Source organism: SAR202 cluster bacterium, assembly GCA_016872355.1.
Lineage (GTDB): Bacteria > Chloroflexota > Dehalococcoidia > Lucifugimonadales > VGZY01 > VGZY01.
The window spans coordinates 39344-51133 of record VGZY01000005.1; the positions used below are offsets into that span (position 1 = coordinate 39344).

At 62.8% G+C, this 11790-nt stretch carries 9 protein-coding genes; 4 read left to right on the forward strand and 5 right to left on the reverse strand.

From position 1 onward, the window contains the following. Positions 1–692: 692 nt before the first annotated feature. Both FJ319_02245 and FJ319_02250 read right to left on the reverse strand, forming a co-directional pair. Positions 693–1604 (reverse strand): aldo/keto reductase, encoded by a 912-nt coding sequence (locus tag FJ319_02245; protein MBM3933115.1) that lies wholly within the window; start codon positions 1602–1604, stop codon positions 693–695. Between the two features lie 86 nt (positions 1605–1690). Beyond that, a complete protein-coding gene (locus FJ319_02250; protein ID MBM3933116.1) occupies positions 1691–2767 on the reverse strand; it encodes a Glu/Leu/Phe/Val dehydrogenase in 1077 nt (358 codons plus the stop codon). A gap of 281 nt (positions 2768–3048) precedes the next feature. Here FJ319_02250 and FJ319_02255 point away from each other — a divergent pair, with 281 nt between their 5' ends. Then, on the forward strand, positions 3049–4173 hold the full coding sequence (locus FJ319_02255) for an FAD-binding oxidoreductase (protein MBM3933117.1): 1125 nt from the start codon (positions 3049–3051) through the stop codon (positions 4171–4173). Here FJ319_02255 and FJ319_02260 read toward each other — a convergent pair. Beyond that, positions 4135–7599 carry an FtsX-like permease family protein gene (locus tag FJ319_02260; protein ID MBM3933118.1) on the reverse strand — a complete coding sequence of 1155 codons (3465 nt, stop codon included), beginning with the start codon at positions 7597–7599 and terminating at the stop codon, positions 4135–4137. The two genes, FJ319_02255 and FJ319_02260, sit on opposite strands and share 39 nt — an antisense overlap. Positions 7600–7602: 3 nt before the next feature. Next, on the reverse strand, positions 7603–8367 hold the full coding sequence (locus FJ319_02265) for an ABC transporter ATP-binding protein (protein MBM3933119.1): 765 nt from the start codon (positions 8365–8367) through the stop codon (positions 7603–7605). A 232-nt stretch (positions 8368–8599) separates the two neighbouring features. On the opposite strand from FJ319_02265, the gene FJ319_02270 reads away from it, so the two are divergent. The 3 genes from FJ319_02270 to FJ319_02280 all read left to right on the forward strand — a co-directional run bounded on the left by FJ319_02270 (position 8600) and on the right by FJ319_02280 (position 11146). After that, positions 8600–8938, forward strand: coding sequence for a DUF4389 domain-containing protein (locus tag FJ319_02270; GenBank protein ID MBM3933120.1), 339 nt, complete (start codon positions 8600–8602; stop codon positions 8936–8938). Between the two features lie 80 nt (positions 8939–9018). After that, positions 9019–10374 (forward strand): transglutaminase domain-containing protein, encoded by a 1356-nt coding sequence (locus tag FJ319_02275; GenBank protein ID MBM3933121.1) that lies wholly within the window; start codon positions 9019–9021, stop codon positions 10372–10374. Between the two features lie 109 nt (positions 10375–10483). Then, on the forward strand, positions 10484–11146 hold the full coding sequence (locus tag FJ319_02280; protein MBM3933122.1) for a DedA family protein: 663 nt from the start codon (positions 10484–10486) through the stop codon (positions 11144–11146). Between the two features lie 7 nt (positions 11147–11153). Here the strand turns inward: FJ319_02280 and FJ319_02285 are convergent, their stop codons facing one another. Then, positions 11154–11711: an ester cyclase gene (locus tag FJ319_02285; GenBank protein ID MBM3933123.1), complete on the reverse strand. Its 558-nt coding sequence runs from the start codon at positions 11709–11711 to the stop codon at positions 11154–11156. Positions 11712–11790: the final 79 nt, after the last annotated feature.

Consider the following 11790-nt stretch of genomic DNA (forward strand, 5'->3'; position numbering starts at 1 on the left):
CGGTTGCCGCTCTGAACGTACTGCAGCTTGAGTCCAAGTACCCCGTCCCACCCGTCTAAAGCTTTCGATACCTGGTATTTGATCTCGAAGACCTGTCTGTCGCCTTCAGTGAAAGGAAACGCGTCTTTTAACACAGTTCCTTTATCGCCACCCAAACGTTCGTGATTTGCCAGTTAGACCACGTGTAGTCATCGCCCTGGTGCCGCAATGCCGTTGCTTGCATCAATGAAGCGGGAATTCTATTCCGTCCTACAGCTCTTGGAAGTAACCTCATTGGATAGCGTCGGTTGTCGAAAGCGGAGAAGTCGATTTGGTTGATTGATGCGATGGGAATTCTAGGTCGCAGAGTAATACGCACAATAGACTCACCTGGCGACAACCAGAGTGTGGATGATCTGCGTTCCCTCTCTGGATCCACTGTTAAGGTTGGGTTAAGGAACCTCATTTCGAATTTGGCATACTCGTCGCGCAAGCTCCTGAACCACCACCACCCAGTGCCCGCTAAAGCTATAAGCACGGCAACTGCGGCTGCAATAATGTCACCCCATGTGATCGAGCTCTGAATGAAATTGGACATGGGTGGTGAGGCCTTTGTTACTCGAAATGCGACGGGTAGTCCGTCAAGTTGAATCCTAACAGGCCAACTGAATCTAGTCCACTTCAGGATCTGCAGATGTGAAAGCGCAGCAACCCTACTGCAGCTGCACCCAATCGGCGCCGTGCTGCTCGAAGCGACGCTGGAGCTCGCGGACGGCCTCGGTTGGGATGGGCAGGCGCTTCTCCACCATCTCGATGTTCGATCTGATGTGCGCAGGGTTGTGGGATCCGACGATAATGGTGTCCACCTCGGGGTGTGCCATTACGAAGCCCATTGCGAGAAGGATGGCGTCTTCCGGCGCTCCGGGGATGGGACCCAGGTCCCGCAATATCTTTGCGCGGCGAAGGTACTCGTTGGCGTAGGGGTAGGGCGACTCGCTCTTGCCCCACACGCTGTTGGCGACCGGGCGCTTGATGATTATGCCCATGCCTTTGGCGCGCGCCAGCTTGAGCAGACCTGTGGTGCGCGCGCGCTGGTCCACGAGGTTGTAGCTGGTCTGGAGCGTGTCGAAGAGGCCGCTCTCCACCGCCCACCGCGCGGGCTCGTTATCGCCGCTGTAGCCGATGAAGCGCGTCTTGCCCGCCTTCTTCGCCTTCTGCATCGCCTCAATCGCTTCGCCGCGCTGCAACACCGCCAGGCTGCACGAGTGCAGCTGTACCATGTCCACGCACTCCGTCTTCATGCGCCTGAGGCTTCGGTCTATGGAGTGCTCGATCACTGGGGCGGACCATGGCTGGCCGACGGCGTCGCCGTAGACCTGGCCGCACTTGGTGGCGAGGATGAAGTCGGCGCGCCGGTGTGAGACCGACGCCCCGATCATCTCTTCCGTGTTGCCGTACATCGCAGCCGTGTCCAGGAAGTTGACACCGGAGTCCAGCGCCGCCCCCAGCACGCGACCGGCCGCCGCAAAGTCCGCCTTTGCGTCCTCGTGCCTGTTAATCTCGGCGAGGCCGAGTCCGATGGGCGTGATGTTGAGGCCTGTGCGGCCGAAGGGTCGAGTCTGCATGGGTGGAGCCTTTCGGGGTGCTGGGTGCTAGGTACTGGGTGCTGGGTCCGATCCGAGACCAGCACCCAGCACCCAACACCCTTTTCTCAGTGTTCCGCCCTCTTCATGGGCTTGATGTTGCGCGTGGCCGCGATGCGGCGCTCCGCCATGCGGTCGGCCGCGACGCTCGTCGGAATCTTCTCGTCCTTGGAGGTCTGGAAGACCTTGAGCGTGGTGTCGTAGATGCGCTGCGTAATCTCTTTGGCGCGGTCCGGGTTGTAGGTCACGCCGACCTCGCAGGAGGCGTTGATGATGCCGCCGGCGTTCACCACGTAGTCGGGAGCGTAGAGGACGCCCATCTGGTGGAGCTGCTCTCCATGGCGCTCCTCGGCCAGCTGGTTGTTCGCGCCGCCGCAGATGATCGGCGCCTTGATGCGCTTGATCGTGTTGTCGTTGATCACCGCGCCGAGGGCGCACGGGGAGAAGATGTCAGCCTTCTGGTCGTATATCTCCTCCGGCTTGACGATCGTCGCGCCCAGGGAATTCGCAACCTCTGTCGCGGGCTGGTAGAAGTCGGCGACGACCAGCTTCACGCCCTCTTTCACCAGGTGGTAGGCCGTGTTGCGGCCCACGTTGCCGAAGCCCTGCATGGCGATCGTCTTGCCCGCCAGGCTGTCGCTTCCCCAGAGCTCCTTTGCGCACGCCTTCATGCCCAGGTAGAGCCCGAGGCCGGTCATTTCTGAGGTGTCGCCGGAGCCGCCCATCGTGCGCGGCAGGCCGACGACGTACTTCGTCTCCTGGGCGATGTGCTCCAGGTCGCGCGGGGTCATGCCCACGTCCTCGGTGGTGATATAGCGGCCGCCCAACGTGTCCACGAAGCGTCCGAAGGCCCGGAGCATCGCCTCGTTCTTGTCCTTGCGGGAGTCGGCCCAGATGAGGCCCTTGCCGCCGCCGAGCGGGATGCCGGCAACCGCGGACTTGTACGTCATCGCGCGCGCCAGTCGGAGGGCGTCCATGATCGCGTCTTCTTCCGTGGGGTGCGGCCAGATGCGAACGCCGCCGGAAGAAGGGCCGAGCGTCGTGCTGTGGATGGCGATGAACGCCTTGAGGCCCACCGAGGGCTCGTAGCACATCGTGAACTGCTCGAACTTGTAGCGCTCCATGTACTCCATGGTCTTCAGCATGCAAAAAAACCCCCGGAGTAGTCCTGCCGGTACGGGCGACCACAGCCCGGACCGGCGGTGCGATTCGCATTGCGACGAATTTCGCAACTCCAAGCTTAACACACTGGGACGGCAGTGAGCAGTGGGCAGTGGGCCAGACAAAGCAAAAACGGGTAGCGTGTGCCCGGAAACAATGAAGGTGGATTCATGGAAATTTTGAGGAAGGAGGGGGTGAAACGGCTACCGCGGGGGAGACTGCGATTGGTATTGTGTTTGGGCAAACTTGAAGGCGGGGTGGCGCGATGGCTCTAACAGCAGATGTGGTGATCGCAGGGGCCGGGGTGGTCGGGTGCGCGGCGGCCTACTTCCTGGCGAAGCAGGGCGCCGCGGTAACGGTGGTGGAGGGGCGTGGAATAGCCACCGGGCCGTCAGGATACGCAGTAGGGTCGCTCAACCCATTCACGGGCGACGGCATACCGGGTCCGCTGGAGGCGCTGGCAAGGGCGTCTTTCCAGATGCACACGGCCGCCTGGGCGGAGCTTATCGCGGAGTCCGGCGTGGACTTCAAACCGGTGATGATGCCGCACCTGGAGCTTGCGCTGGACGAGAGCTACGTGCCGGTGCTCCGGGCGCTGCAGGGCCGTCTGGACGGCGACGGCATGTTCAGGACGCGATGGCTGGAGGCAGAGGAGGTGACTCTGCTGGACGACAGGCTGACGCCGGAGTCGCGCGGCGCGCTGCTGGTGGAGAGCATCGGCATCCTGGACAGCTATGACTACAACGTGGCGCTGGCGAAGGGGGCCGAGAGACTGGGTGCGAGACTGGTCAAGGCGGAGGCCATTGGGCTTGAGCGACAGGGTGGACGGGTAACTGCGGTGTCCACAACAGCCGGCCGGATAGATGCGGGGGCGTTCCTGGCGGCTATGGGGACGGAGTCGCGGACGGCGGGAGAGTGGCTCGGCGTACCGCTGCCCATCGTGTCGCTGAAAGGACAGATCCTGCATCTCAAGGCACCCGGCCGGCGGCTGGGCTACTCCCTGCACGGCGAGATGTCGCTTGTTCACAAGGCAGACGGCCTCGTCTGGGTGGGTGGGACGGAGGAGCACGGCAAATCGGACATTGCGACCGACCTGGACGGACGGTCGGCGCTGGCGGCGCAGGTGCGCCGAATGGCGCCCGGACTGGAAATTACAGTAGCTTCGCATACCGCGTGCCTCCGGCCGATGTCGCCTGACCGGCTGCCGGTGATAGGCCCGGCGCCCAGCTGGGAGAACGCGTACGTCGCTACTGGGGCGGGCAGGAAGGGCGTTCTCCTGGCCCCGGCCATCGGCCGCGCCGTGGCGGATATGGTCACTAAAGGGAGAACAGACTTGCCTGTGAGCGGGATGCTATTCGTACCTCAGCGCTTCCGCGGGGTATGTCTTTGAGGCCTGGCGGGCGGGCATGTAGGTCGCGATGACAGAGAAGACCCACGTGAGGCCGAGAATCATCGCTATCTGGAGCCACGGAATGGTGAAGCGGATGTTGTCGGCGCCCTCTTGCGCGCGAATGTCCATTACAGCGTTGTAGGATAGGACGATTCCCAGGATGCCGCCGATGACCGTGCCCAGGACTGCGATAAAAGACGACTCCAGCAGGAACGACCACTGGACCATGCGGCGGCGGTAGCCGATGGCGCGGAGCACCCCGATCTGCTGTCGGCGCTCCACGACGGCGCGGGTGCTGATGACGCCGAGCGCGGCGACGCCGACGAAAAGTCCGAGGGCCATGAAGCCGGTAAACAGGCGGAAGAATGTCTTGCCGGCGGCGGCGGCCTGGAGAAGCTGCTCCTCGAGAACCACGGCGTCCATGCCGTGTTCCAGGAACGCCGCCTCGATGGCCTTCGCCGTCGCCGCCCTGTCGACGCCATCCTTCAATCTGAACAGGTGGGTGGTGATGGGTACCGGCGCGGGAAGCACGGCGTCCAGTGCCGCCTTTGAGGTTATGATCCCGTGCACGTCGTGAACGCGGTCTATAACGGCGATCACTTTCACGCGGGCCGTGCCGCCGCTGTTCGGCTCGCGCAGCTCCAGCTCAACGGCTTCCATCCGGCTGTCGTTATAGTACGCGTTGAGCAGGGAGTCATCCTTCCCGCCGGCTGCGGGCGCCTTGCTCTCCACCATGTAGCCGCTGACGACTGCGAGGCCGGGGTTATCCGCGATCGCCTGCCATACGTCTATCGCTGCAGGCCCGTAGCCTTCCGCGACCAGCTTAAAGGTGTATTCGGACTGGCGGAGGAACCCTTGGTCCGCCAGCAGGACTGGCTCACTTTCCCAGCCCTGGGTCTCCGCGCCGGCCCGCCGCGCCTGGACCGGCGCCCTCGTATAGCCGCCGATCGCTTCGAAGTCGCCCGGGTCCAGTGACGGCTCTGCCGCAATCGCTGCCCGGATGTCCGTCACGGGCGTATTCAGGTTTACCTCTGCTCCGATATCCCACCCGCCGGTGACGACGTCCGGCTCTGAGAACTGCGTGCTAAACGTCTCCGTCAGTACGGACATCACCATCAGGGTGAAAACGACCAGCGCAAACATTGCAAGGGTGAGGCCGGTGCGGAACTTGGCGCTCATGGGATATGCGACGGCGGTAGTGAGGACTGGGCGCAGCCTGCCCACGCCGCGCGTGGCCGATGTGAACGCCTTCATGAGGATGTCGGCGTTGTACATGACCGTCCAGACCGCTGCGGCCACCATGGCAATGCCCGAAACGAACATCACGTTGAAGTTGCCTTCCAGCTTGCCCGTGACCGGCTCGAAAAAGCCAAGCGGGAGCACCCAATACAGGAGCAGGGCCAGGCCAGTGAGCGTGAACGCCAGGCGATCACGCGCCTCCGGGCACATACTGGTGCGCTTCAGCGCCACGCGAAGGAGCAGCCCCATGCCGATCAGCATCAGCGAGACGCCCGAGCCGAACCAGGCCACCTGCTTCCATGTGGTCACGGTCATGTACGCAATTGCCGTGCCGGCGAGGAACGTGAGCCAGCCGCGAAGGAGGTACGTCCACACGAACTTGAAAAGGCCGATTGCGATGTCTGCTATCCACAGCGGGAAGGCGACAACCCAGAGAACGGCCCTGGCGGCGTTCAGGAGTGCCGCGCCCGGGCGCTTCCTGAGCAGGGCAGTGACCGCCTTCCAGAGGAAATAGACCGGCCGGACGAGCGCCCGCAGGAATGAAAAGAGGCGCGAGCGGAACCGGGGTTCTTTGGGGGCGGCGAGCGCCTCCGGGAGGCCGCGGATCGCGACGACGATATTCAGCCTGCTGACCCTGTACGCGGAGAATGCCACCGTCGCGAGAGTAATGACCATGCCAAGACAGTACGCGACGACGATGCTGCGGGGCTCGAAGTGGACGGTGAGGCTGAAGTTCTCGCCGATGTCCTCCGCCAGGGAATTGATGACGCGGATGCCGACGGCGCTCACCGCCAGCCCGAGCGCGACGCCTACTGCCGCGGAGACTACGGCGTAAGCCGCGCCCTCGAATATGAACATCAGCACCAGGTGCCTGCGCTTTGCGCCGACCGCGCGCGCCATGCCCATTTCCGACTTCCGCGCGGCCGCGAGGAGAACGAAGATCAGGAAGATCAGCAGGATCCCGACCATGATGGAGAAGAGGCTGAATGTGATGAAGATGGTCGTCACCACGCTGCCGGCCTCGTCGGCCTCCCTGAGCACGTTCTGCTTGATGTTCAGCACGCGCATCTCGGACAGCCGGTCCATGAGGATGGCGACTGCCGTCCCGGTGGAGCCCATGTCGCTGTCGAACAGGGAAGACAGGACGAATTGCACAACCGGCGCGTCGCCGAGCAGGCTGACGAGCTCGTCGCTTACACCGTCCTTCTGAATCTCCGCGATCAGCGAGTCAACGTCCGTCCGTAGCTCGCCCTCCAGCGGCGTGGCCTTCTCCTGGAGCATGCGCAGTGTGTCCGGCGTGTTAAGGCCTCTTTTGATCTCGCCGGCCACGTCGCGGTTGCTGAACACCAGGCGCAGATCGCGCGAGACCTCGCGGCCTAGCTCTGCGCCCTCCAGCACGCCCCCACGGTTGGATACGAGGAGGGAATTGATCTGCCCGATCTTCGTGAACATCCGCTGCATGTGTTCCAGCGGCATCACGATTGTTGGCTCACGGCCGGCGATGCCGCCACGTTCTATGATGTCGCGGACGGTGACGTTGACCTGGAGATCGTTGAGGAAGAGGCGGATTACATCGCCCTTCTCAATATCCAGCGACTCCGCGGCGGGCCGGTTTACGAAGACCTGGCCTTCCGGCACAGCCCCGATGTCAGCCGGGCCGCCGGCCGTCGAAAGCAGGTCCCCGAAGCCGCCCATGTGCGCCGGGTCGATGCCGACGACGTTCATGCCCGGCTCGGTCTGGGAAGACCGCACCGCCAGCGCGGGGACGGACTCCGCAAGCTGCGGCATCATCCCGTCGATGCGGCTATCCCCCGCGAACCGGTCGCGTACGTTCTCAAACTGCGTGTAGGGGATGTAGGTGCGGCCGAAGACCGCGCCGCCGCCGCCGGAGCGGGCGGGGAGAACGATCTCGTCGATATTTTGGAGGCCGGTGATCGCCTCCTTGCGGATGGAGTAGCTCAGGGTGTCGCCCGTCCCGAAGGCGGCGGACATGATGACTGTGCTGAGCATCACGCCGATGATGATCAGCGCAGTCATGCCGGGCCGGCGGGGGATGTTACGCAGCGCCATCTTTACCATGACGGGGTTGCGGACCGCCAGGTACACGATGGCCAGCATCGCCGCGGCGAACAGCGCCAGCAGCACGGCCATGAGCGTATCCATGGGGATGAAGAAGAGCTTCTCCAATGCTTATGACCCCTGACGCCTGTTGCCGGCGCGCGCGCCGTCCTCGGAGACCCCGTTGGCCGGACCCGGCCCGGCGGCGCGGCCCTTCCCGTCGTCCACCACCAGGCCGTCGCGCATTCTAACGATGCGGTTGGCGGCCTCGCCCACCTCTCGGGCGTGGGTCACAATCACGAACGTCTCACCGTTGTCGCGGTTCAGGCCGATCATAAGCGCCATGATCTCCTGCGCCGTCTCGCTGTCAAGGTCGCCGGTGGGCTCGTCCGCCCACACGATAGCGGGGTCGTTGACGAGCGCGCGGGCGATGGTGACTCGCTGGCGCTGGCCGCCTGAGAGCTCGCCCGGGTAGTGGCTGCCTCTGTCAGAGAGGCCCACGCGGTCCAGCATGTCCTTCGCCTTGCGGCGCGCCACCGACGGGCTTGTGCCTGAGAGCAGGAGCGGCATCTCTACGTTCTCAATCGCGGAGAGCACCGGAAACAGGTTGTAGAGCTGGAATACAAAGCCCATGCGCCGGGCGCGGTAGTCGCTCCGCTCATCGTCGCCCATGCCGTGAAGGTTGACGCCTTCGATGAGCGCCAGGCCTGAGTCTATCTCGTCCAGCCCGGACAGGCAGTTCAGCAGCGTCGTCTTCCCGCATCCGGACGGACCCATGATTGCCACCATTTCCCCGCGGTCGATCTTCAGATCGACGCCGCGAAGGGCGTGGACCTTTACCTTGCCGGTGTCGTAGGTCTTCTTGATGTCTGTAGCGTCCACGATCAGCTCTGTCATATGCCCCTCTGTCGATGCCTGGTTGAATTATGCGCATATATATGCGTGTAAGTCAACCAGAGCGCTGCGGGCGAGTGCAGGTAGAGTCCTGTTTCCTATGTGGCCGCAGCGCCTCCGGTAATGATAGCAGAGGAGTGGTAAGTGATTTGAAAGATGTGAACAGAAGCGGTTTGACAATCAACTGCGATATGGGGATAATGCCGACGAAAAGCGTTCATAAGGAGGTTGTATCATGGTAGTTCAGTCAACGGAAACGCCGTCTCAGCCAAGTGTGTCGTACCCGGTGCGACTTGAAGCGGAGTACCAGGAGACCTATTCGCGCGGCCTGGCATTGCTTGGCGCGCTGGTCTTTCTAAAGGCGCTGCTACTGATACCGCACCTGGTGATCCTGTACATTCTTGGCATTGCGTCGGCGGTGCTGGCGTGGGTTGGTTACCTGGTCATCCTGTTCACCGGCAAGCAGCCGAGAGGCGTCTACCACTTCAACCTCGGCGTCCTGCGGTGGCAGACGCGCACGACGGCGTGGCTGCTGAGCATCTCCGATAAATACCCGCCGTTCACGATGAAGTAGGCGCGGTAGCCAACGGGCCACATAAGAGAGGGCTCTTGAGACGGGCGGCAGCGTAAAACGGGCAGTTTACGCTGCCGGACATGGTCGTGCCAGCTTTGACAATGGTGTTTGCTCAGAGTATCTTTCAGAAGTCTGTCGCAATACTTGTTAAGTTCGCACTCCCAGGAGCGCCTGATAATCTCATGAGCAAGCTTTATTACACTGAGTCCGGCCGTTTCCTGCCGGCGCTTGGCGAAGAGCTGACAACGTTTCGCCGCGCCCGAAAAGTCCTGACCCTGCCGAAGACATCGAAGCCTGCCCGCCTCTTTTTTATCCCGCGACCATACGAAGACTCAAACGCGCCGCTGCGCCTTTCTGTGAACGGCAAAGAGCTCGCGCCCATCGTCAAGCAGCCGAGCAGGATCGTGTACCAGTGGCATGCCGTCACTCTTGAGCCGGGGCTCCTCAGGGCAGGGGAGAACGTTTTCGAGTTCTGGTGCGATGCGACCGCGATGAACGGCTGGGCGCTGGCGATGGAGGGGGGCTTTGCCAACCCCGCGAGCTTCACCACAGACGACGGCGGGGCAAACTGGCGCAACCACCACATGTCATACCTTAATGTGGACAGGGGCGAATACCTTGTCCGCGTGCGCCTTGAAGAGGGCGAAGACCCCGCGCCGCCGCCGATGGTCTACGAGGACCCTGCCAATCCCAGGCTGGCCTCCTATCGCAAGCTGTTCCCGGCCGAGGCGCTGGAGCCCGGCCCGATACTGAAGCGCGTCCGCGCCCTGAGCACGTGGATTGCGAACAGCTGGGAGCACACGGCGGCAGGGCCCGGACTGGGCACGGTGCCGATGCCGTGGGACCCGGAGACGATACACGCCTGGGCGTCCATGGAAAAAGGCCACGCCGGTCAGAGGCCGATCGCGAATTGCATCTTCTACGGCGTGACGTTCGCCGCGGCATGCCAGGCCCTCGGTATCCCCGCCCGTTGCTCTATCTTTTCAGACAAGCCGGCCGGGGGTGGCGGGCACTTCACGGCAGAGTACTGGTCCAATGAGCATGAGAAATGGTGCATGGTGGACCCGAACTTCGACGCCATGTTCCTGCGCAACGGCGTCCCGCTCTCAGTGACCGAGCTACAGGACACCCGCAAGACCGTGAACGACGTTACTGAGTACGGCCCGGGCGCTGAGCGCCACAGGCAGAACCCCAGGACCATGTACTGGTTCGACGACGGCAGCCGCCGGGCGCGGTCTATCAACCACCGGTCCGTCTGGTACCGCTCGGACATCCTCTCCCACCCTGAGTTCAACCCGGCCGCCCACGGCGCGGGTGTGATGTACTCAGAAACGGGAATCGTCTGGGAGCAGCGCGACATGGAGACTTGGCCGATGTTCCCATACTTCGGGGACCGCGATTACTTCGACGCGCCTCCGAGGGGTTTCGGCAAGTAGGCGCTATGCCATTAGTCCTAAGAGCCGGTATGGCGTTCGTACATAGCTGGTATCATCAGTGAATGGCGCACTTGCCTGTAACCTATCCAACGGACGGCTTTGAAACGCGATGAGCGACCTTTTTCACGAGCTTTCAGACTGGCTTGCCGGTGTCGCGGACAGCGACTGGGCTATTGCGGTGCTTGGGTTGGCCTCGTTCATAGAGGCGATATTCTTCCCAATCCCGCCGGACCCCCTGATGCTCGGGATCGCGGTGCTGCGCCCCGGCATCAGCATCTGGCTTGGCGTGTGGGTTACGGCAACGTCCGTACTCGGCGCGCTCGTGGGCTACTGGGTGGGCAAGAAGCTCGGCAGGCCCGTGCTCTTGAAGTTCTTCTCCGAGAGCAAGATCAGCAAGGTAGAGGCGCTGTACCAGAAGTACGGCATGTGGGCGACGCTCATCGCCGCCTTCACGCCCATACCTTACAAGGTCTTCGCCATTACGGCGGGCGTGTTGCGGCTTGACCGCCGCACTTTCGTAATTGCCTCAATTATCGGTCGCGGCGCGCGGTTTATCACACTTGGCGTGCTTATCTACTTCTTCGGCGAGTCGATCGAGAAGTTCGTGATAGATAACTTTGAAATACTGACCGTCGCCGTGACAGTGCTAGTGCTGGCGCTTGCTGCGGCATATGTGCTGTTCAGCCGCCGCGGCAAGGCGAATAAGCGCAAGGCAGAGGAAGCCGCCGCGCATGGCGCGCCGGCCTCCGGCCAGACCACCGAGCCAGGGTGACTTCGCTCTAAAGGTTCTCCACGCCGGTGAGCGTCTGCCGGGCCGGTTTTGCCCCGGATGGGGCCACCCTGCGCCGGGTGCTTGTGCCGGTGTCTGCCGCTATGGACGGCTCCCCCGCTGCAGCGCCGGCCTGCCGGGCGAGCGCAAGCTGGTCGGTGAGGCCCCAGTGCTCGATGATCTTCCCGTGGGAAAAGCGGACGATATCGATGCCTGGAATCGAGGTCCTGTTTCCGCTGGCACTGAGCCCCAGGAAATCCCCACTGTGCGTTCCTCGGAACGTCACTCTCGCCACAACCTTGTCCCTGTCGGCGATCATGTCCTCCACGGTGACGTACAGGTCCGGGAAGGCAGCATGCATCGCCCGCACCAGCGATTTGAAGCCTTCCCTGCCGGGGTCGAAGCCCGGGAACACTTCGTGCTCGTACATGTCGGCGTGGACGTACTCATCAGCGGCGTCAATGTTCCGGCCGTTGAATACCTCCTGGTACAGGCCGTGAAGCCTTGAAATGTTGTTATCCCTCGAAACGACCCGCTTTCTTTGCTGCGCTCCCCACACGATAGCCATGCCGCCCTCCTCAGCGTCGGATTGTGGCGCGGCGCCCGCAAAATGCCCAAAGCGCCGCAGTTTCTGAGGAAAGAATAGG

Excerpts from the sequence above, each read along its gene's own strand:
- FJ319_02245 (MBM3933115.1), bottom strand. The coding sequence starts at position 1,604 with ATGCAGACTCGACCCTTCGGCCGCACAGGCCTCAACATCACGCCCATC.
- FJ319_02250 (MBM3933116.1), bottom strand. The coding sequence starts at position 2,767 with ATGCTGAAGACCATGGAGTACATGGAGCGCTACAAGTTCGAGCAGTTC.
- FJ319_02255 (MBM3933117.1), top strand. The coding sequence starts at position 3,049 with ATGGCTCTAACAGCAGATGTGGTGATCGCAGGGGCCGGGGTGGTCGGG.
- FJ319_02265 (MBM3933119.1), bottom strand. The coding sequence starts at position 8,367 with ATGACAGAGCTGATCGTGGACGCTACAGACATCAAGAAGACCTACGAC.
- FJ319_02270 (MBM3933120.1), top strand. The coding sequence starts at position 8,600 with ATGGTAGTTCAGTCAACGGAAACGCCGTCTCAGCCAAGTGTGTCGTAC.
- FJ319_02275 (MBM3933121.1), top strand. The coding sequence starts at position 9,019 with ATGGTCGTGCCAGCTTTGACAATGGTGTTTGCTCAGAGTATCTTTCAG.
- FJ319_02280 (MBM3933122.1), top strand. The coding sequence starts at position 10,484 with ATGAGCGACCTTTTTCACGAGCTTTCAGACTGGCTTGCCGGTGTCGCG.
- FJ319_02285 (MBM3933123.1), bottom strand. The coding sequence starts at position 11,711 with ATGGCTATCGTGTGGGGAGCGCAGCAAAGAAAGCGGGTCGTTTCGAGG.